Origin of the sequence: Neoroseomonas marina (assembly GCF_012927745.1) — a bacterium.
GTDB classification, from domain to species: Bacteria; Pseudomonadota; Alphaproteobacteria; order Acetobacterales; family Acetobacteraceae; genus Neoroseomonas; species Neoroseomonas marina.
Window position 1 is genome coordinate 1,036,434 of the sequence record NZ_JABBKX010000001.1, and the last position, 20,016, is coordinate 1,056,449.

Below are 20,016 nucleotides of genomic sequence, written 5' to 3' on the forward strand. Positions count from 1 at the left end.
GTGATGCCTGACAGCCTGCTGCTTCTTGCTCTTGTCTGCCTGCCCTTCCTGGGCGCCCTCGCCGCGGGCCTTCTGCCGACGCGCGCGCGCGATGCGGCCTCGGGCATCGCGGGGACCGTCGCCCTGGCATGCCTGGGGCTGGTCTGGGCTGCCTATCCGACGGTGTCGAGCGGGGGGGTTCTGAGGGCGGAATTCGCCTGGATGCCGACGCTGGGGCTGAACCTGACGCTGCGCCTCGACGGCTTCGCCTGGCTATTCGCCGGGCTGATCAGCGGCATCGGCGCGCTCGTGGTCCTCTATGCACGCTACTACATGTCCTCGGACGACCCGGTGCCGCGCTTCTTCGCCTTCCTGCTCGCCTTCATGGGCGCGATGACGGGCGTGGTCGTGTCGGGCAACCTGGTGCAGCTGGTCTTCTTCTGGGAACTGACGAGCCTCTTCTCCTTCCTGCTCATCGGCTACTGGCATCACACGGCGGCCGCGCGCGACGGCGCGCGCATGGCGCTGACCGTCACCGGTGCGGGCGGGCTGGCGCTGTTCGGCGGCGTGCTGCTGATCGGGCACATCGTCGGCAGCTACGACCTCGACGCCGTGCTGTCGGCCGGCGACCGCATCCGGGAGCATCCGCTCTACCTGCCGGCGCTCATCCTGATCGTGCTCGGCGCCCTGACGAAAAGCGCACAGTTCCCCTTCCACTTCTGGCTGCCGCACGCGATGGCGGCGCCCACGCCGGTCTCGGCCTATCTGCATTCGGCGACGCTGGTGAAGGCCGGCGTCTTCCTGCTCGCCCGGCTGTGGCCGGTCATGGCGGGCACCGACGCATGGGCATGGACGGTCGGCCTGGCAGGGCTGACGACGCTGCTGCTCGGCGCCTACATCGCCATATTCCAGAATGACCTGAAGGGGCTGCTGGCCTACTCCACAATCAGCCATCTCGGGCTCATCACGCTGCTGCTCGGGCTGAAGAGCGAACTCGCGCTGGTCGCCGCCATCTTCCACATCATCAACCACGCGGCCTTCAAGTGCTCTCTGTTCATGGCGGCCGGCATCATCGACCATGAAACGGGCACGCGCGACATCCGGCGCCTGTCGGGCCTCAACCAGTCGATGCCCTTCACCGCGAGGCTCGCGATGGTGGCGGCGGCGGCGATGGCGGGCGTGCCTCTGCTGAACGGCTTCCTGTCGAAGGAGATGTTCTTCGCCGAAGCGCTGACCGCGGAGGCCCCCCTCTCGCCGCTGCTGAACATCCTGCCCCTTGCCGCGATGCTGGCGAGCGCCTTCTCCGTCGCCTATTCGCTGCGCTTCATTCACGGGGCGTTCTTCGGCCCCGTGGCAACCGACCTGCCGCGCACGCCGCACGAGCCCGCAAGCTGGATGCGCCTGCCGGTCGAAATCCTGGTCCTGACCTGCATCGTGGTCGGGCTGCTCCCCGCGGCGACCGTCGGGCCCTACCTGGCCATCGCGGTGCACGGGGTCCTGGGGGACGACGTTCCCTACTACAGCCTTGCCGTCTGGCATGGCTTCAACCTGCCCCTGGTGATGAGCCTCATCGCCCTGGCCGGCGGCGTCATGCTCTATGCATTGTTGCAGCAGCGGCTGCGGGGTGACGTCGAAGGGCCGCCCCTCATCCGTCGACTGGATGCGCAACGCATCTTCGAGCAGGTGATGGTCTTCCTGTCGTGGCGCCTGGCGCGGCGGCTCGAGACCCTGTTGGGCACGCGCCGCCTGCAGCCACAACTCCGGCTGATTGTCGGGATCGGTCTCCTCGCCGGCGCCGGGGCGGTCTGGCTCCGTGGCTTCGGCCCCGGCAACCTGCCTTCCACTCCGGTCGATCCGGTGCTGGCGCTGGTCTGGATGGTGGGCGCCGCCTTTGCGCTCGGGACCGCATGGCAGGCGAAGTTCCACCGGCTGGCGGCGGTGATGCTCCTTGGGGGCGTGGGTCTGGTGGTTTGCATCACCTTCGTCTGGTTCTCGGCACCGGACCTGGCCCTGACGCAGTTGACGGTCGAGGTGGTGACCACGGTCCTGCTGGTGCTGGGGCTCCGGTGGCTCCCCAAGCGCTTCCAGGTTGCCGGCGACAGGGGACCGGAGGTGCTGACCCGCACGCGCCGGGCCCGTGACCTCGCCATCGCCGTCGGCGCCGGTTGCGGTCTCGCGGCCCTGTCCTATGCCGTGATGACCCGGGTTCCCCCGGAGCTCCTGGCGAGCCACTTCCTCGAGCGTGCATACACCGAAGGCGGCGGCACCAATGTGGTCAACGTCATTCTGGTGGATTTCCGCGGCTTCGACACACTCGGCGAGATCTTCGTGGTGGCGGCCGTGGCCCTGACCACCTACGCCCTGCTCCGTCGCTTCCGCCCCGCCGCGGACAGCGTCGAGATTCCGGAGCAGCAGCGCGACCAGGATGGAGCCACGCAGCATGACGACGCCGTGCGACCGACGGCCGACTGGCTGTTGGTTCCCTTCACGCTCACGCGACTGCTGTTCCCCGTCATGCTGGTCGTCGCGGTGTTCCTGATGCTGCGCGGCCACGATCTTCCGGGCGGCGGCTTCTCCGCCGGCATGGTGGTCGCGATCGCCATCCTGCTGCAGTACATCATCGGCGGCGCGGCCTGGACCGAAGCCCATCTGCGTCTGCGGCCCCAGATCTGGCTCGGCGCGGGGCTCCTGATCGCCTCCGGCACCGGTATCGTCGCCTGGTTCTTCGGTCGCCCGTTCCTGACCACCTACTTCGCCTATGCGGAACTGCCGCTGATCGGCAAGGTGCCGACGGCCAGCGCGCTGATCTTCGACATCGGCGTCTTCGCCTTGGTCGTCGGCGCAACGCTGCTCATGCTCGTCGCACTCGCGCACCAATCGGTCCGCGGCCACCGAGCCGCACCGCGCCGCGTCGGCAGCCGAGCCGGAGAGGCATGATGGAGATCGTCGTTTCCCTCGCCATCGGGGTGCTCACCGGGTCGGGCGTGTGGCTGCTGCTGCGGCCGCGAACCTTCCAGGTCATCGTCGGCCTGGCGCTGCTGTCCTATGCGGTCAACCTCTTCATCTTCTCGACCGGAGGGCTGCGCAGCGGTGCGGCGGCCGTCCTGTCGCCGGGGGAGGCTGGCACCCTCGGTCTCTACGTGGATCCGCTGCCCCAGGCGCTCGTCCTGACCGCCATCGTCATCGGCTTCGCCACCACCGCCCTTCTGCTGGTCGTGCTGCTCGCCGCACGCGGCCTGACGGGCACCGACCATGTCGACGGACGGGAGCGCGAGCGGTGACCGGTTGGATGGAGCATCTGGTCGTCGCGCCCATCGTCGTGCCCATGGTGGCCGGCGCGGCGATCATCCTCGCGGGGGATCGCCGGCGCCGGCTGACCGCAGCGATCGGCTTGATGTCGACCGTTCTTCTCGTGGTCCTCGCGGCCATCCTGCTTGGGCTCGCCGACAGCCCGACGGTGCATGTCTACCGCCTGGGCAACTGGCCGACGCTGTTCGGCATCGTGCTCGTGCTCGATCGGCTGTCGGCGGTCATGTTGGCGCTGGCGGCGCTCCTCGGGCTTGCGGCCTTTCTCTTCTCGCTCGGCCGCTGGCAACGGGCCGGGGTGTATTTTCAGCCGCTGTTCCAGTTCCAGCTCATGGGACTGAATGGCGCCTTCCTGACCGGCGATCTGTTCAACCTCTTCGTCTTCTTCGAGGTGATGCTCGCCGCATCCTACGGAATGGCGTTGCATGGGTCCGGTGTGGCGCGCGTTCGTGCCGGCCTGCACTACATCGTCGTCAACCTGGTCGCCTCGCTGCTCTTTCTCGTCGGCGTCAGCGTTGTCTATGGGGTCGCAGGCACGCTCAACATGGCCGAACTCGCCCACCGGATGCGTGAGGTGGCGGCCGAGGATCGCGGATTGCTGGAGACCGGCCTCGCCGTGCTCGGCATCGCCTTCCTGGTCAAGGCGGCGATGTGGCCGCTCGGCTTCTGGCTTCCACCGACCTACGCGGCTGCGACGACGCCGGCGGCGGCCATCCTGTCGATCCTCAGCAAGGTGGGTATCTACGCCGTCCTGCGTGTGTGGCTGCTGCTGTTCGGTGGCACCGCCGGACCGTCCGCGGGGTTCGGCGAGGCGTGGCTCCTGGTGGGCGGGTTGCTGACCATCGCCTTCGGATCGATCGCGATGCTGGCGACGCAGAACCTGCCACGCCTCGCGGGCGCCAGCGTGATGATTTCCTCCGGCACGCTGCTGGCCGCCATCGGAGCCGGTCAGGTGACGGTCACCGGCGGAGCCCTGCTCTACCTCGTGAGTTCCGTCCTCTCGATCGGGGCGTTCTTCCTTCTGATCGAACTTGTCGAACGCGGGAGGGAAGTGGGCGCGGACGTGCTTGCGGTCAGCCGCGAGGCCTTCGGTGCCGGTGAGGACGAGGAGGAGATGGACGAGCAGGACACCGTCGGCGTTGCCATCCCCGGTACCATCGCCGTCCTCGGCTTCGCCTTCATGGCCTGCGCCGTGCTGCTGGCCGGCCTGCCGCCGCTGTCAGGCTTCCTCGCGAAGTTCGCCATCCTCTCGACCCTGCTCGCCAGCAGCGGGCCATCCGTGTCCCCGACGACCTGGGCTCTGATGGCGGCCCTCATCCTGTCCGGCTTCGCGACCGTCGTCGCGATGCTGCGCAGCGGGATCGACGTGTTCTGGACATCGCCGGCAGCCCGCGCGCCGCGCATCGGCCTTATCGAGATCGTGCCTGTCGCGATGTTGCTGCTGCTCTGCGCTGTCCTGACCGTCGGTGCCGGCCCGGCGAGCGCCTACCTGCAATCCGCGGCCGAGGGGCTCCACCTCCCGGCCAGCTACCTCCAGGGCGTCATCGCGGCCCCAGGCGAGAGTGCCGGCCCGTGAAGCGATGGCTTCCCTACCCCGCGATCGGCCTGACACTGATCCTGTTGTGGCTGCTGCTGACCGAGAGCACCTCCGTCGCCGCGGTCCTGCTCGGCACGGCCCTCGCATGTGCCGGTTGCGGCGCTCTGGCGCTGGTGCGGTTCCCGAGAACCCGCCTTCGGCGCCTGGCAAGCGTGCCCGGCCTGTTGCGGGATGTGGTGGTCGAGGTCTTTCGCTCGAACAACGCCGTCGCCCGCATCATCCTGCGTCCTTCGCGCGCGCAGGCGCGCCGATCGGGCTTCGTTCGCATACCGCTCGACATGCGCAGCCCGCACGGTCTGGCCGCGTTGACCTGCATCCTGACGGCCACGCCGGGCACGGTCTGGGTGGATTATGATTCGAGCGACGGCACCATGTTGCTGCATGTGCTCGACCTGATCGACGAAGACGCCTGGGTCCGGATCGTGAAGGACCGCTGGGAGCGCCGGCTGATGGACATCTTCGAATGAGCGCGATGATCCTCTCCTCCGCCATTCTGGCGGCACAGATCCTGCTGGTCGCCGCGATGGGCTGCGCCGCGTTGCGCGTGCTCCGTGGGCCGCGGGCGCAGGACAGGGTCCTCGCATTGGATACGCTGTATGTGAACGGTGCGATGCTGCTGCTCGTCTTCGGCATCCGCACCGGAACCACGCACTACTTCGAGGCAGCGCTGCTCATCTCGCTTCTCGGCTTTGTCGCCACGGCGGCGCTGTCGAAGTTCCTCATGCGCGGCGAGGTGATCGAATGACCCATGCCGCCGACGTCCCTCTCTGGGCTGCCGTTCCCGTCGCATTCCTGCTCCTGATCGGCGCGGGCCTCGCGCTGGCTGGCTCGATCGGCCTGGTGACGCTGCGCAGCTTCTACGACCGGATGCACGCCCCGACGCTGGGGACGACGCTCGGCATCGGCAGCATCCTGGTCGCCTCGATGCTGTATTTCAGCATCCTTCAGACGCGCTTCGTACTGCACGAGATCCTGATTGCCGCCTTCATGGTCGTCACGACGCCTGTGACGCTGATGCTTCTGGCGCGCGCCGCCCTCTACCGCGACGAACGGGAGGGCAACCCCGATGCTCCGCCCCGACGGCCTACGCCCGTCCAGGACTGAACCGTCAGCCTGTCCGGACCCGCCAACGCTGCAACCTGCTCAGCAAGACCGCGTCGAGCAGCAGGTGCAACAGCTTCACTGCGATCGCCGTGACCACAATGCAGGTCGCCATGGCGGCGGCCGCGGCGATCGCGCCAGCCTCGTCCATGTGCACCACGGCGATCGAGGCGAGCTTGGTGCCTGGTCCGTAGAGGAAGATCACCGCCGAGACCGTGGTCATCGCATTGACGAAGAGGTAGACGGCGATGTCGAGCAGCGAGGGCATGCAGATCGGCACGGTCACGCGCCGCAGCGTCGTCCAGAACGGCACCTTGAGCGAGGCCGACACCGACTCGAATTCTCCATCGATCTGCTTCAGCGCCGTGACCGCCGTGATGTGCGCGACGGTGTAGAAATGCGCCAGGCTGTTCAGCGCCAGAACGGCGATCGTGCCGTACAGGGCGCCGAGCGGGTTCCATGGTGCGTTGAAGAAGAACACGTAGCCGAGGCCGAGCACGAGCCCGGGCACCGCCATCGGCAGCATTGCGAGGAAATGCGCGAAGAACCGCCCGAGCGCCGCGGCCTGCGCCTTCTCGATCAGGTAGGCGCCGAGGAAGATGACCGGCGTCCCGATCAGGGCCGTCAGCCCGGCCATCTTCAGGGAGTTGAAATAGGGCTGCCACCCGTCGGGTTCGAACTCGGCGAAGTCGTAGTTCGAGAGCGTGAGCGAGAGGTTGTACGGCCAGTACTTGATGAAGGAGGCCCAGACCGCGACCCCGAGGATGCTCGCCACGAGCCCACCCACGAGGATGCAGAACAGCAGCAGCGCCGCATCGCGCCGGCGCTCCGGCCGCGGCGCGTAGGGCACAGCGCGTGCGGAGAGGAGCGCAACCTGCCGGCGTTTCAGGATCTGTTCGACGAGGAAGGCGAGCACGGCCGGCACCAACAGGACCATGCCGACGACAGCCCCCATGCTGAAGTTCTGCTGCCCGACGACCTGCTTGTAGGCATCCGTGGCGAGCACGGCGAACTGCCCGCCGATCACCTTTGGAATGCCGAAATCGGTCACAACGAGAGTGAAGACCACGACCGCGGCTGAGACGACACCATAGCGCGCGCCCGGCAGGGTGACCGTGACGAAGACCCGCCAGCGCGTGGTGCCGAGCGCCGCGGCCGCCTCGTAAAGGCGGCCATCCGACAGGGCGAGCGCGGCGACCAGGATCATCGTCGCATGCGGGAGGCAATAGAAGACCTGCGCCATCACGATGCCAATCGGCCCGTAGATGGTAGCGCCGAACAGCAGGTCCTTCAGGAATCCCTGGTTGCCGAAGATGTAGATGAAGGAGAGGGCCGGCAGGAGCGACGGCGCGAAGATCGGCAGCAAGGCAAGCGCGTAGAACAGCCCTTTCGCCGGGATGCAACTGCGCGTCAGCGCATAGGCGTAGGTGAAGGCCAGCGGGACCACGATGCAGGTCGCGAGCGACGCCACCATCACGCTGTTGATCAGCGATTGCACCAGCGCCGGCGTCGCGAAATACCGTGCGAAATTCGCGAGGCCCACGAACCCGCCATCCGCGTTCAGGAAGCTCTTGGACAGGAGTGCCCAGAGCGGCAATGCGATCGCCACCAGCAATGCCAGGCAGAGCAGCCCCACCAGGGCGGCGACGACCCGCTGTTCGGTGATGAACCGCCTGGCCGTCGGAAGGACGTCCTCCGACGATTGGAGGACCGCACTCACGACGCCGACGCCTCGTCGGCCATCGGCGACGACCGCACGAAGACGCGCAGGGCGTCCGGCGGCAGGGCGACCAGCAGCGTCTTGCCGACTTCGACGCCGACATCCCGCATCAGGTTGGCGGAGAAATCCGCCAGCAGCGCCAATCCCGGAGCGTCCCGCGCGACGAGCCGGGCCCGGCAGAAGGCGCCAAGGAACTCGACATCCTCGATGGTCGCCTCGAACGCGTTCTCGTCATCCGGATGAACGCCACGAACGCGCACATCCTCGGGCCGTAGGCCGACCCGTGCCGCGCAGCCGGGTACCAATGCACGCCCGTCTGCGACACGCAGGCTGCGGGCGCCGACCCGTATCTCGCCCGGTGCCGCGACCGTCGCGTCCAGGAAGCTCATGGTGCCCACGAAATCGGCGACGAAGGCACTGGCCGGCGTGCGGTAGATCTCCTCGGGCGTCCCGACCTGCTCGATCACGCCGTGGTTCATCACCACGATGCGGTCGGCCATGGCGAGCGCTTCCTCCTGGTCGTGCGTCACCATGATCGTGGTCACGCCGAGCCGGTTCTGCAGGGCCCGGATCTCTTCCCGCAGATGCAGGCGAACACGCGCATCCAGCGCCGAGAGCGGCTCGTCCAGAAGCAGAAGCCCGGGCGATGTCGCAAGCGCCCGCGCCAACGCGACCCGTTGCTGCTGACCGCCTGACAACTGCACCGGGAACTTGGCACCTTGGTCGGGCAACCCGACCAGCGCGAGCAGTTCCTTGACCCTTGCGGCGATCTCCGCGCGTGGGCGGCGGCGGTTCACCAGGCCATAGGCGACGTTGTCGTCGACGGTGAGGTTCGGGAACAGCGCATAGGACTGGAAGACGATGCCGAAGTCGCGGTCGGCCGGGGGCGCATGGGACACGTCGCGCCCACCGATCTCGATCCGCCCCTCATCCTGCCGGTCGAGACCGGCGATGGCGCGTAGCAGGGTCGTCTTGCCGCAGCCCGATGGACCAAGGAAGCAGACGAACTCGCCGCGCCGGACCTCGAGGTCGATGCGGTCCAGCGCGGTGAAGGCGCCGAAGCGGCGCGTCAGACCACGCACCACCAGATAGGCGCGCGGCGACGCCGAGGCTCCGGCCGTCGATGCGCCGGCGGGCCGGGGCGCGGCTGCATCCACCGTCTCGAAGCGCAGGCTTGTCATGGTGCCGGACCCTCATTCGCCGCCGATGCGACGCGGGCCGGATGGCCCGCGCCGCGAGCCGTTCAGTTGCGTGGCGCCGCCTTGGACTCGTAGCGGCGCGACCACTCCGCGAGGATGCGTTCCCGGTTATCCGCCATCCAGGTGAAGTTGTTCGGGAACATCCGCGCCTCGGCATTCGCCGGATAGTTGGCCGGCGTATTGGTGACGCCCGGATAGGCAACCACGGCGTAGAAGCGGCTGTAGAGCTCGTTCGCCTGGCGCGTCGCGACCCAGTCGGCGATGCGCCGCGCCGCTTCAAGGTTGCGGGTGCCGCGGACGATGGAGGTCGCCTCCATGTCCCAGCCCGTGCCCTCGGCCGGGATGATGACCTCGATCGGCGCGCCCTGGGTGCGTTCGCGCGCCCCGCGCATGTCGAGCGAGATGCCGGCGACGCGCTCGCCGCGGGCGGCCTGCACGCAGGGCGCGGAACCGGAATGCGTGTAGACGGCCATGTTCTCGTGTAGCGCGTCCATGAAGCGCCAGCCGGCTTCCTCGCCCATCTGCTGCAGCCACATCGCGACCATCAGGTAGCCGGTGCCGGAGGAGGCCGGGTGCGGCATCACCAGCCGGCCACGGAACTCGGGCTTCGTGAGGTCCTGCCACGTCGCCGGCATCGGCGCGTTGAAGCGCCGGGCCTCGGTCGTGTTGAAACAGATGACGCCGAGATAGGCATCCATGCCCGTCCAGGTCGCCGGCGGCGCCGAGTCTCGGAACGCCGGCTTCAGCGCATCCACCCCGGCAGGAGTGTAGGGCTCGAGCAGGTTCATCCCCTCGAACATGAGGAGCGATGAGGCCGCCAGTCCCATGATCATGTCGGCGCGCGGATTCTCGCGCTCGGCGATGACGCGGGCGGTGATGACGCCCGTGGAATCGCGCACCCAGACCACCTCGACGCCTGGGACGGCCGCCTCGATCGCCTGTTTGAAGGGCGCGAGCTGCTCGTTCTCGAGCGCGGTGTAGATCGTGACGCGGGTGCGCTGCTGCGCGTCCGCCGCGCCGGAGCCGAAAGCGAGGGCGATCGCCGCCCCCGCAGCAAGCAACCATCGCCTCATTCGCAAGCCTCCGTCCTGTTTCGTCCGTTACGCCGGCCAGGGCAGGGAGTAGGTCCTGATGGTGGTGAAGCTCTTCATGGCTTCGACCACCCCCTCCTTGTGCCCCAGTCCGGAATCCTTGACGCCGCCGAACGGCGACATCTCGATCCGGTAACCCGGCACCTCCCAGACATTCACGGTGCCGACCTCCAATTCGTTCACGAAGCGGGTGATGTAGTCGAGCCGGTTCGTGCAGACGCCCGACGACAACCCATAGGTGGTCGAATTCGAGATGCGGATGACCTCCGCAATGTCGTTCGGGCACCGCAGGATCGGGATCACCGGACCGAAGGTCTCCTCGCGCACCAGTTCAGCATCGTGTGGGACGTGATCGACCACGGTCGGCGGGTAGAGCGCGCCCCTGCGGTCATTGCCATGCAACAGCCGTGCCCCCTGAGCGACGGCGTCCGTCACCCGGCGCTCGAACTCGCAGGCGGCGCGTTCGTGGATCACGGTGCCGACATCGACGGTCGGGTCCATCGGATCGCCGGCGACCAGCTTGCGGGCCTTGGCCAGCACCAGTCGCGAGAATTCGTCGGCGACGCTCTCCACCGCCAGGATGCGCTTCACCGCCGTGCAGCGTTGGCCGGAGTTCTTGGTCGCGCCCTGGACCGCAAGCTCCGCCGCCCTGTCGAGGTCCGCATCCTCCATGACGATCAGCGGGTCGTTGCCGCCGAGTTCCAGCACCACGCGCCGATAGCCCGCGGTCCGCGCGATGTGCTTGCCGACGCGCACCGAGCCGGTGAAGGTGATCAGCTCGGCGTCCGGGTCGGTGATCATGGCGTCGCCCATGCTCGCCGGGTTGCCGGTTACGACGGAGAGCATCTCGGGCGGCAAACCCGCCTCGTACAGCACGTCGGCGAGGGCGAGCGCGGTCAGCGGCGTCAGCTCGGTCGGCTTCAGTACGACGCGGTTGTTGGTGGCGATCGCCGGGGCGATCTTGTGGCTGACCATGTTGAGCGGGTGGTTGAAGGGCGTGATCGCGGATATCACACCGGACAGCGGCACCCGTGTCGTGAAGATCTTGCGACGCTTGCCCATCGGGCTGATGTCGCAGGCATAGGTCTCACCGTCGTCGAGGATCGCAAGTTGCGCGGCGAAGGAATAGACGTCGTAGGCGCGCGAGGCCTCGTACAGCGAATCCTTCCAGCACAGGCCGGATTCGGCCGTGATCAGGCGGGCGAACTCTTCCTTGCGGTCGCGCAGGGCTTCGGCCGTGCGCAGCAGGATCTGCTGGCGCTCGTAGCGGGTCAGCTTCGGGGTGAAGGCACGCGCGGTGGCGAAGGCTTCCCGCACATGCTCCGGCCGCGCGGCGGGGACGGTGCCGACCAGCTGGTTGTTCCAGGGGTTGAAGACCTCGACCACCTCGTCGGTCGTGACCTTGCGTCCGGCGATGCGCATCGCCTCCCGGCGGACCGGGGGCTTGGCCTGGACGTTCATGGCGCCTGCACCAGGTTGAGCGCCACGTCGAAGACATCGAAGTTGCGCAGGGTGTGCCCCCCCCGGAAGGCGACCTTCCGGTTGGCGATCATCGGCACGGTCTGCTCGGTCAGGCCGCCATGGGAGCGCAGCGGCTCCGTCAGGCCCGACAGATCGTGCCGCGCCGCGCTGGTGCCGAGTACCTTGTGCCGCGTCGAGATCACCACCAGGTCGCCGATGCGGTCCGCCGGCAGTTCGAAGCGGGCGCAGGCTTCCGGGCTGTCCAGCGCGACCTCGACGCCGTCCAGCGCGCGCAGCTTCGCCAGCAGCGCGGGGCGGTCGGCGCCATCCGGCAGGTAGACCGTCGCCCAGGACCCCAGCGCGCCATGGTGCACCACATAGGGATCGGTGATCGGCAGGATCACCCGCGCGACGCCGGCGCCGAGCCAGCCATCCATCAGGTCCTGCAGGTAGATCACGTCCGGCGAGCCGTCCGCCTTGTGCTTGTCGTTCATGCCGTGATCGGCCGTCAGCACGACCACCGCGCCCGCCTTGTCGAGCGCACCGACATGGTGATCCAACATGGCGTAGAAGCGGTTCGCGAACTCCGAACCCGGCGCGGCCTTGTGCTGCACATAGTCGGTCGTCGAGAGGTACATCACGTCGGGGCGCATCATCTCGAGCAACCGCACGCCGGCGGCGAGCACGAAACCCGACAGCTCCTGCGAATAAACATCCGGCACCGGCATGCCCGTCAGGCCGAGGGCATCCGCAATGCCGTTCTCCGCCGGGCTGACCTTGTCCGCCTTCTCCGAGGAGAAGGCGACTGCGGTGCCGCTGCCGTAGTCCAGGCCGTAGCCCAGCAGCGTGCGCAGCTTGTCCTTCGCGGTCACCACCGCGACCTTCGCGCCGCCCGCCTGCAGCGCCTGCATGATGGTCCCGGTGCGCATGAAGCGCGCATCGTTCATCATGACTTCCTCGCCCGCGGCGCGGTCGTAGAAGTAGTTGCCGGCGATGCCGTGCACGATCGGCGGGCGCCCCGTGATGATCGAGATGTTGTTCGGGTTGGTGAAGCTCGGCATCGCCGACAGCGCCGTGGTGCTGGTCCCCTCGCGCATGATCCGGCCAAGGTTCGGCGCGAGGCCGGCCTCGATCGCGGCTTCGATATAGCCGGGCTCGGAGCCGTCGATGCAGACCACGACGGTCGGCGTCGAGGGGATGCGGTAGGTACGGCCGTTGGCTTCGACGGTGCGGATGGGGCGGTAGACGTTCATCGCTCTGCGTCCTTCAGGCGGCCATCGCCGCGTCGGTCATGCCGAATTCGGCAAGCGCCTCGCGCACGGCTGCAAGCGCACCCTCGATTTCAGCGCGACCGAGGTGGCCGATGCAGCCGATGCGGAAGCTGTCCGCGACGGTCAGCTTACCCGGATAGATCACGTAGCCACGGTCCTTCAGCGAGTCGTAGAAGCGCTGGAAGACGAAGCGCGGATCCTTCGGCATGTGGAAGGTGACAATGATCGGGGCCTGCAGCGCGTCCGGCAGCAGAGGGCGGAAGCCGAGCGCGCGCATCCCGTCCACCAGCAGCCTGCAGTTGGCGGTGTAGCGACCGCCGCGGCCCGGTTGGCCGCCCTCGGCGAGGAATTCGGTCAGCGCCTGGTGAAAGGCGACGATCACCTGGATCGGCGGGGTGAAGCGGTACTGGCCCGTCTTCTCGAAGGCCAGCCATTGGTCGTGCAGGTCGAGCACCAGCGTCGTCGCATTGCCCTTCGCCTTCGCCAGCACGTCGCGCCGGCACAGCACGAAGCCGAGCCCCGGCACGCCCTCGATGCACTTGTTGGACGACGCCGCGATCGCATCCGCATGGACGGCGTTGGCATCGAGCGGCAGCGCGCCGAAGGCCGACATGGAGTCGAGCAGGAAGGACTTGCCGTGCTTCGCGGCGAGCGCCCCGATCTGCGCCACGGGGTTCAGGATGCCCGAGGTCGTCTCGCAGTGGACGGCGAAGACATGGGTGATCGACGGCATCGCAACCAGGATGCGCTCGACCTCGGCGAGGTCCGGCGGCGTGTCCTCGGCGGTCTCGTGCACCAGGGCACGACGGCGGGCGATGTCGAGAATGCGCTTGGCGCGATGGCCATAGGCGCCGTTGACGAGCAGCAACACCTCGCCGTCGGGCGGCACCAGGCTGGTCAGCATCGCTTCGACGGCGAAGGTGCCGGATCCCTGCACCGGCACCGTCACATGCGTCGCCGCCGCGTTCGCGATGGCGGGCAGGCGCTCCAGCACCTCGCGGTTGATGCGCAGGAACTCCGCGTCACGCGAGCCCCAGTCATGGACCATGGCTTCCTTGACGCTGCGGGAGGTGGTCAGCGGGCCGGGCGTGAGCAGGAAGGGGTCGCCCGTCTCGGACGCGGCGCGGCGGGACGGGGAGGTCACGGTCATGGCAACTCGCTCCGGCTGGATCGCGGAACCGAAACGTGATCCCGAGCCATCCATCGGTCCAATATTTCATCTCGATACAGGGTATAGATCACATCTATAGATTATTCGGAGATCGTCATGGCCATCGCGACCGCGCTCCGCGCCTTCCACCTCGTCGCCGAGGCCGGCTCCTTCTCCGGCGCGGCGCGCGCGGGCGGCGTCAGCCAACCGACACTCTCCGCCCAGGTGAAGGCGCTGGAGGCAACCTATGGCGTCGCCCTGTTCGACCGGCGTGGCCGGGGCGCAGGCCTCACCCCGCTCGGCCAGAGCCTGCACGCCGTGACCACCCGCCTCCTCGCGGCCGAGGAGGAAGCGCGCGCCCTCCTGGCCGGCGAGGCGACGCTGATGCGTGGGCATCTGCGCATCGCGGCCGACAGCGCGTCGCACGTCATGCCGATCCTCGCACGCATCCGGCAGCGGCACGCCGGGCTCACCTTCTCATTGGCGATCGGCAATTCGTCGGATGTGGTCAGCCGGGTGCTGGATCACCATGCCGATGTGGCGGTGACCGCCAGGCGCATTTCCGACCCCCGCCTGCACAGCCGGCTGTTGCAGGAGGATCGGCTCGTTCTTTTCGTGCGGGACGATCACGCCCTGGCCGCGAGGGAGAGCGTGGGCATCGCCGCCCTCGCCTCCGAGGACCTGGTGATCCGGGAGCGCGGCTCCGTAACGCGTGAGGTCTTCGAGGCCCGCCTCGCCGAGGCGGGCATACGCCCGCATGCCTTGCTCGAAGTGCAGTCGCGCGAGGCGGTCCGCGAGGCGGTCCTGGCGGGCTTCGGCATCGGCGTGGTCTTCGAGGCGGAACTGCCGGTCCAGCCGGGCCTGCGACGCGTGCTCGTCGCCGATGCGGACCTCGCGGTTGCGGAGTACGTCGTCTGCCTCGAGGAGCGCCGTCGTCTGCCGCTCGTGCGGGCCTTCCTCGGCGCAGGTGGACCGCCGCCGCAACCGGCCAGCACCTAGCCGCCCACGCTCCTCACGAATTCTCGCATTTCACCACATTTTGCCTCATTGTTTTCGGTCCTGACCTCTGCGAGGGTTCGGGAAGGAGACGGCCAGGCCGATGCAAGCCACGCAGATGCTCGCCCAGTTGCTCGGAAGCGTCGCGCTCATCCTGTGGGGTGTGCGGATGATCCGGACGGGCGTGACGCGCGCCTATGGCGCGGAGCTGCGGCGGGTCGTCGGGGCGGCTGCGCGGACGCGGCTCGGCGCCTTCTTCGGCGGGGTGGGCGCGACCGCCCTGTTGCAGTCCAGCACGGCCACGGCGCTCATCATCGGTGCCTTCGCGGGCAAGGGGCTGATCGCGCTGCCGGCCGCGCTGGCCGTGATGCTGGGCGCGAATGTCGGCACCACGCTGGCGGCCCAGTTGCTGGCCTTCGACGTGAAATGGCTCTGGACCGTCTGCGTGGCTGCCGGCGTGTTCCTGTTTCTTGGCACGCAGCAGGAACGCTGGCGGGGGCTGGGGCGCGCCATCGTCGGCCTCGGACTCCTGTTGCTGGCGCTTGACCAGATCGGCCAGGTCTCCGGTGCGCTGCGCGGCTCGGAAACGGTGCGCACCGTCATGGCCGCGATGGGCGGTGAGCCCATCGTCGCCGTGCTCGTCGCCGCGGCGCTGACCTATGCCGCGCATGCCAGCCTGTCGATCGTGCTGCTGGTGATGTCGCTGTCCGGCGCCGGGATCCTCGCGGCGCCGACCGCACTCGCACTGGTGCTGGGCGCGAATCTCGGCGGAGCACTGGTGCCGTGGATCGCGTTGTCCGGGTCGTCGGTGTCGTCGCGGCGCGTCCAGCTCGGGAATTTGATCACGCGCGCCGCGGGCGTTCTCGCCGTGCTGCCCTTCGTGAACGAGGTTGCGGGCTTCGCGCAGGTTCTGGCCGGCGACCATGCGGAACGCCTGGTGGTGCACATGCACACCGGGTTCAACGTGGCACTGGCGATCGTTGGCCTGCCGCTGGTCGGCCTGCTGGCGCGCCTCCTGGAGCGCATCCAGCGGGATGTGCCGGAGACGCGCGATACCGTCACCCCGCGTCACCTCGACGACTCCGCGCTCGAGGAGCCCGCGGAAGCGCTGGCCTGCGCGATGCGCGAGACGTTGCATATGGGCGATCGCGTCGCCGATATGCTCCACCGCGCCTTGCCTGCCATCGAAGGCAGCGAATTGCGCCTGGTGCGGGAGGTCGAGGACGCGGACAATGCTGTCGACCGGCTGTACGAGGCGATCAAGCTCTACCTCGTCCAGGTCTCGCGGTCGGAACTGACCGCCGAGGAAAGCCGCCGCTACGTCGAAATCCTGACCTTCACGACGAACCTCGAGCATATCGGCGACATCATCGACAAGAACCTGATGGAGCTGGCGACCAAGAAGATCCGCAACCAGCTCGCCTTCTCGTCGGAAGGTCTCGACGAGATCCGGGCCTTCCACACGCGCGTGGAGGAAACGATGCGTCTCGCCTGCAACGTCTTTGCCACGCGCGACGTCGTGCTGGCCCGACGCCTCTTCGCCGACAAGGGTCCCACGCGCACGGCGGAACGCGAAGCCGCCGAACGCCATTTCGCGCGGCTCAAGGAAGGTCGGCCGGAATCCATCGCGACGAGCGCGATCCACCTCGACATCATCCGCGATCTCAAGCGTATCCACGGGCACCTCACCGCGGTCGCCTATCCGATCCTCGAAGGGTCGGGCGAACTCGCCGAATCCCGCCTGCGCGCGAGCGAGGAAGCGCCCGCCCGTCTCTCGCCCCTCAGCCGAGGCGGATGAGCAGCGCGCCGCCGAGAATCACGGCCGCCGCGACCAGCCGGAATGGAGCCAGGGGTTCGCGCAGCATCACGACCGCCAGCAGCGCGGCGAACAGGACGCTCGTCTCGCGCAGTGCCGCGACAAGGGCGATCGGCGCCGAAGCCATGGCCCAGATCACGATCCAGTAGCCGGCAAGCTGCATCCCCGCCCCGAACAGCGCCGGCGGAAGCGTCCGCGGGGCAACGCGCAGCGCCGCAGCCCCACGCCGCATGAGCAGGAAGGCGCAGGTCACCGCGCCGTCGATCACGAACAGCAGCACCGCATAGCCATGGGGATTGCCCGACAGGCGGGACCCCTGCCCGTCCACCAGGGTGTACGCTGCGATGAAGCCGGCCGTGGCCAACGCGAAGACCACGGCGCGCCGGTCGGCGTGCAGCAGGTCCGAGGGCCGGCGCACCGACATCCCGGCAACGCCCGCGACGATCATGGCGACGCCGAAGACCCCGGTCGGCGCGAGAGCCTCCCCGAACAAGGCCGCGCCGGCGATGGCCACGACAGCCGGCGCGGCGCCACGGGCAATCGGATAGACGAGGCCAAGCCCCCCGGTCCGGTAGGCCTCGGCGAGGACGAGGTTGTAGCCGAAATGCAGCGCGACCGAGGCCGCGACGAACGGCAGGGATTGCATCGACGGCAGCCCGACCACCGGCAGCAGCGGCAAGGCGATCGCGCCCGCGAGCACCACGATCAGCGTCACGCCCAGGACCGGGTCGAGCGCCCGTTTCGCCAGTGCGTTCCAGCCCGCATGGGCCATCGCCGCGCAGAGCACCGCAGCGAACGTGGCCGGGTCCATCCCGGTCATGCGCGCATCCGAAGCCCCTTGGGGTCGTGGAAGGGGCGCAGCGAGGCACGCACCGGCACGCTGTCGCCGCCGATGTCGAGCCGCAGCGGCCTCGCGTCGAGCCAGGCCTGGTCGATGGCCTCCTCGGCACGAACCCAGGCAAGTGCGACGATGCCCCCAAGCGTATGTCCGAAGGCGGCCGAGGTGACGTCGCCGACCGGCGCGCCGTCCCGCAGCAGCGACTCGCCGCCCCAGGCCAGCGGCCCATTCGGCGCCTCGGCGAACAACGACACCAGGCGCCGCCGCAAAGGTGCGTCGCGCGTCGCCGCCAGGGCGGCCCGGCCGGTGAAGTCGCAGCCCTTGTCCAGCGCCACCGCGAAGCCGAGCCCCGCCTCCCAGGGCGTGTCGTCGGGACCGATGTCGCGGCCCCAGGCACGGTAGCCCTTCTCGACGCGCAGCGAGTCGAGCGCCGCATAGCCCGCATGGCGCAGCCCGAAGGCGGAGCCGGCCTCGACCAGCGCGTCATGCGCGCTGAGGGCGAATTCCGTCGGGATATAGATCTCGAAGCCGAGTTCGCCCGTGTAGGAGCGCCGGCACGCCAGGGCCGAGGCATAGCCGACATCGACCATCCTGAATCCCCCGAAAGGCAGTTCCGCATTGCCGATGCCCTCCGCGCCCGCGTGCTGCAGCACGTCGCGGGACCGCGGCCCTGACAGCGCCAGCACGGACCAGGCGGAGGTGACATCGGTCAGCACGGCGCGCGCGTCCCCCGACATGGCGCGACGGATCCAGTCGGCGTCGCGCGTCGCCTGGGCCGTGCCCGTCAGGATCAGGAATTCCTCGGCACCGATGCGCGCGACGGTGAGGTCGCTCTCGATGCCGCCACGGGCGTTCAGCAGGGGCGTGTAGACGCTGCGCCCCACGGGGACCGCCATGTCGGCGGCGCAGAGTCGCTGAAGCACGGCCTCGGCATCCGGCCCCTGCAGCAGAAGCTTCGCGAAGGAGGTGACGTCGAACAGCGCCACGCCTTCCCGCGCCGCCCGATGCTCCTCGGCAGCCGGGCCGAACCAGGCGCCGCGGCCGAAGCCGTAGCCGACCTCGCACGATGCGCCCTCGGGTGCAAAGAACAGGGCCCGCTCCCAGCCCATCTTCGAACCGAACACCGCGCCGCGCGCGGCAAGACGGTCATGCAGCGGCGATCGGCGCGCCGGTCGCGCGCTGTCGAGCTCACGGTTCGGCCAGGGCATGGCGTAGTGCAGGCCGAGCGTCTCCTTCACCCGGTCGTGCAGCCAGCGCCGATTGCCGTTGAAGGGCGCGAAGCGGCGGATGTCGACCGCCCAGAGATCGGCCGACGGCTCGCCTTCGACCATCCATTCCGCCAGGTGCCGCCCCGCGCCGCCAGCCGACGCGATACCCATCGAATTGAACCCCGCCCCGACGAAGAGCCCCCGCAACCCCGGCGCGGGCCCGAGGATGAAGTTGGCGTCCGGGGTGAAGCTCTCGGGGCCGTTGAGAAAGGTCTTGATCTCCGCATGCTCGAGCGCCGGGACGCGCTGCAGCGCGCCGCGCATCAGCGGCTCGAACTGGTCCCAGTCGTCGGGCAGCAGCTGGAACTCGAAGTCGTCGGGGATGCCGGCCATGCCCCAGGGCTTCGCATCGGGCTCGAAGCCGCCCATCACCAGGCCGCCGACCTCCTCCTTGAAGTAGACGTAGCCATCGGGGTCGCGCAGCACCGGCAGGTCCGGATGTGCGCCCTCCATACGGCCAGTGACGATGTACATGTGCTCGGCCGAGTGCAGCGGAATGGTCACGCCGACGCGCCGGCCGAGCTCACGCGACCATTGCCCGGCGCAGATCGCAGCGGCTTCGCACAGGATGGCGCCGCGATCGGTGTCCACCGCCTTCACGACGCCGCCTTCGATCCTGATGCCCGTGACGCGCGTCTTCTCGACGATGCGGGCGCCCTTCATGCGCGCACCGCGGGCGAGCGCCTGGGTGATGTCGGCCGGATTGGCCTTGCCGTCGCCGGGGATCCAGACCGCGCCGCAAAGGTCGTCGGTGCGCATCAGGGGCCAGCGTTTGCCGGCCTCGCGCGGGGCCATCTCCTCGATGTCCACGCCCTGGGCGCGCGCCGAGGCGATCTGCCGGCGCAGCAGCGTCATGCGTTCCGGCGTGCGTGCGACCGAGATCGACCCGCAGCGCCGCCATCCGGTCGCGAGGCCGGTCTCGGCCTCGAGGCGCGCGTAGAGTTCGGTCGAATACCGGATCAGCCGCGTCAGGCTGCGCTGGGACCGCAACTGCCCGACCAGGCCCGCCGCGTGCCAGGTCGTGCCGGAGGACAGGCGCCCCTGTTCGAGGAGCACCACATCGGTCCAGCCCATACGCGTCAGGTGATAGGCGAGGGAGCAGCCGACGATGCCCCCGCCGATGATCACCGCCCGCGCCTGGGTAGGAAATGGCTGCTCTGCCGTCGCCATGCCGGGTGACCCTCCGATGGAGGAGGAGTAGGCCGGCGCTTCCCTCAGATCAA

Annotated in this window: 16 protein-coding genes; 8 read left to right on the plus strand and 8 right to left on the minus strand. The window is 68.8% G+C overall.

What is annotated here, in order from left to right; all coding sequences use genetic code 11:
- Positions 1-3 precede the first annotated feature (3 nt).
- Genes GWK16_RS05105 through mnhG form a run of 6 tightly spaced genes read left to right on the plus strand, consistent with a single transcriptional unit; the run spans position 4 to position 5,986 of the window.
- Positions 4-2,916, plus strand: a complete 2,913-nt coding sequence (locus tag GWK16_RS05105; RefSeq protein ID WP_170052814.1) for a monovalent cation/H+ antiporter subunit A — start codon at positions 4-6, stop codon at positions 2,914-2,916.
- Entirely contained in the window at positions 2,913-3,260 is a 348-nt protein-coding gene (locus tag GWK16_RS05110; protein ID WP_456306748.1) for a Na+/H+ antiporter subunit C, read from the plus strand. The genes GWK16_RS05105 and GWK16_RS05110 overlap by 4 nt, the downstream gene beginning before the upstream one ends.
- Positions 3,257-4,861, plus strand: a complete 1,605-nt coding sequence (locus tag GWK16_RS05115; RefSeq protein ID WP_338144408.1) for a monovalent cation/H+ antiporter subunit D — start codon at positions 3,257-3,259, stop codon at positions 4,859-4,861. The genes GWK16_RS05110 and GWK16_RS05115 overlap by 4 nt, the downstream gene beginning before the upstream one ends.
- The gene (locus GWK16_RS05120; protein ID WP_170052815.1) at positions 4,858-5,349 is read left to right on the plus strand and encodes a Na+/H+ antiporter subunit E; all 492 of its coding nucleotides are present in this window, start codon (positions 4,858-4,860) and stop codon (positions 5,347-5,349) included. The genes GWK16_RS05115 and GWK16_RS05120 overlap by 4 nt, the downstream gene beginning before the upstream one ends.
- Entirely contained in the window at positions 5,346-5,627 is a 282-nt protein-coding gene (locus GWK16_RS05125) for a K+/H+ antiporter subunit F (protein WP_170052816.1), read from the plus strand. The genes GWK16_RS05120 and GWK16_RS05125 overlap by 4 nt, the downstream gene beginning before the upstream one ends.
- Positions 5,624-5,986, plus strand: a complete 363-nt coding sequence (gene mnhG / locus GWK16_RS05130) for a monovalent cation/H(+) antiporter subunit G (RefSeq protein WP_170052817.1) — start codon at positions 5,624-5,626, stop codon at positions 5,984-5,986. Before GWK16_RS05125 ends, mnhG begins: the two co-directional genes overlap by 4 nt.
- A 4-nt stretch (positions 5,987-5,990) precedes the next feature.
- On the opposite strand, the gene GWK16_RS05135 is transcribed toward mnhG, so the two are convergent.
- From GWK16_RS05135 to GWK16_RS05160, 6 genes are all read right to left on the minus strand, one after another.
- The gene (locus GWK16_RS05135; protein WP_170052818.1) at positions 5,991-7,703 is read right to left on the minus strand and encodes a putative 2-aminoethylphosphonate ABC transporter permease subunit; all 1,713 of its coding nucleotides are present in this window, start codon (positions 7,701-7,703) and stop codon (positions 5,991-5,993) included.
- The gene (locus GWK16_RS05140) at positions 7,700-8,884 is read right to left on the minus strand and encodes a putative 2-aminoethylphosphonate ABC transporter ATP-binding protein (protein ID WP_170052819.1); all 1,185 of its coding nucleotides are present in this window, start codon (positions 8,882-8,884) and stop codon (positions 7,700-7,702) included. Before GWK16_RS05140 ends, GWK16_RS05135 begins: the two co-directional genes overlap by 4 nt.
- Positions 8,885-8,946: 62 nt before the next feature.
- Positions 8,947-9,975, minus strand: coding sequence for a putative 2-aminoethylphosphonate ABC transporter substrate-binding protein (locus tag GWK16_RS05145; RefSeq protein WP_170052820.1), 1,029 nt, complete (start codon positions 9,973-9,975; stop codon positions 8,947-8,949).
- A gap of 27 nt (positions 9,976-10,002) precedes the next feature.
- Entirely contained in the window at positions 10,003-11,454 is a 1,452-nt protein-coding gene (phnY, locus tag GWK16_RS05150; protein WP_170052821.1) for a phosphonoacetaldehyde dehydrogenase, read from the minus strand.
- Positions 11,451-12,707, minus strand: coding sequence for a phosphonoacetate hydrolase (phnA, locus tag GWK16_RS05155; RefSeq protein ID WP_170052822.1), 1,257 nt, complete (start codon positions 12,705-12,707; stop codon positions 11,451-11,453). Before phnA ends, phnY begins: the two co-directional genes overlap by 4 nt.
- Positions 12,708-12,720: 13 nt before the next feature.
- Positions 12,721-13,875, minus strand: coding sequence for a 2-aminoethylphosphonate--pyruvate transaminase (locus GWK16_RS05160; protein WP_170052823.1), 1,155 nt, complete (start codon positions 13,873-13,875; stop codon positions 12,721-12,723).
- A 117-nt stretch (positions 13,876-13,992) separates the two neighbouring features.
- Here GWK16_RS05160 and GWK16_RS05165 point away from each other — a divergent pair, with 117 nt between their 5' ends.
- Positions 13,993-14,874: a LysR substrate-binding domain-containing protein gene (locus tag GWK16_RS05165; protein WP_170052824.1), complete on the plus strand. Its 882-nt coding sequence runs from the start codon at positions 13,993-13,995 to the stop codon at positions 14,872-14,874.
- A 100-nt stretch (positions 14,875-14,974) separates the two neighbouring features.
- Entirely contained in the window at positions 14,975-16,669 is a 1,695-nt protein-coding gene (locus GWK16_RS05170) for a Na/Pi cotransporter family protein (protein ID WP_170052825.1), read from the plus strand.
- Here the strand turns inward: GWK16_RS05170 and GWK16_RS05175 are convergent.
- A complete protein-coding gene (locus tag GWK16_RS05175; protein ID WP_211187058.1) occupies positions 16,653-17,507 on the minus strand; it encodes an EamA family transporter in 855 nt (284 codons plus the stop codon). The genes GWK16_RS05170 and GWK16_RS05175 overlap by 17 nt on opposite strands.
- The gene (locus tag GWK16_RS05180; protein WP_170052826.1) at positions 17,504-19,963 is read right to left on the minus strand and encodes a GcvT family protein; all 2,460 of its coding nucleotides are present in this window, start codon (positions 19,961-19,963) and stop codon (positions 17,504-17,506) included. The genes GWK16_RS05175 and GWK16_RS05180 overlap by 4 nt, the downstream gene beginning before the upstream one ends.
- Positions 19,964-20,016 lie beyond the last annotated feature (53 nt).

Excerpts from the sequence above, each read along its gene's own strand:
- GWK16_RS05125 (WP_170052816.1), top strand. The coding sequence starts at position 5,346 with ATGAGCGCGATGATCCTCTCCTCCGCCATTCTGGCGGCACAGATCCTG.
- phnA (WP_170052822.1), bottom strand. The coding sequence starts at position 12,707 with ATGAACGTCTACCGCCCCATCCGCACCGTCGAAGCCAACGGCCGTACC.
- GWK16_RS05110 (WP_456306748.1), top strand. The coding sequence starts at position 2,913 with ATGATGGAGATCGTCGTTTCCCTCGCCATCGGGGTGCTCACCGGGTCG.
- GWK16_RS05175 (WP_211187058.1), bottom strand. The coding sequence starts at position 17,507 with ATGACCGGGATGGACCCGGCCACGTTCGCTGCGGTGCTCTGCGCGGCG.
- GWK16_RS05170 (WP_170052825.1), top strand. The coding sequence starts at position 14,975 with ATGCAAGCCACGCAGATGCTCGCCCAGTTGCTCGGAAGCGTCGCGCTC.
- mnhG (WP_170052817.1), top strand. The coding sequence starts at position 5,624 with ATGACCCATGCCGCCGACGTCCCTCTCTGGGCTGCCGTTCCCGTCGCA.
- GWK16_RS05140 (WP_170052819.1), bottom strand. The coding sequence starts at position 8,884 with ATGACAAGCCTGCGCTTCGAGACGGTGGATGCAGCCGCGCCCCGGCCC.
- phnY (WP_170052821.1), bottom strand. The coding sequence starts at position 11,454 with ATGAACGTCCAGGCCAAGCCCCCGGTCCGCCGGGAGGCGATGCGCATC.
- GWK16_RS05160 (WP_170052823.1), bottom strand. The coding sequence starts at position 13,875 with ATGACCGTGACCTCCCCGTCCCGCCGCGCCGCGTCCGAGACGGGCGAC.
- GWK16_RS05180 (WP_170052826.1), bottom strand. The coding sequence starts at position 19,963 with ATGGCGACGGCAGAGCAGCCATTTCCTACCCAGGCGCGGGCGGTGATC.
- GWK16_RS05145 (WP_170052820.1), bottom strand. The coding sequence starts at position 9,975 with ATGAGGCGATGGTTGCTTGCTGCGGGGGCGGCGATCGCCCTCGCTTTC.
- GWK16_RS05105 (WP_170052814.1), top strand. The coding sequence starts at position 4 with ATGCCTGACAGCCTGCTGCTTCTTGCTCTTGTCTGCCTGCCCTTCCTG.
- GWK16_RS05165 (WP_170052824.1), top strand. The coding sequence starts at position 13,993 with ATGGCCATCGCGACCGCGCTCCGCGCCTTCCACCTCGTCGCCGAGGCC.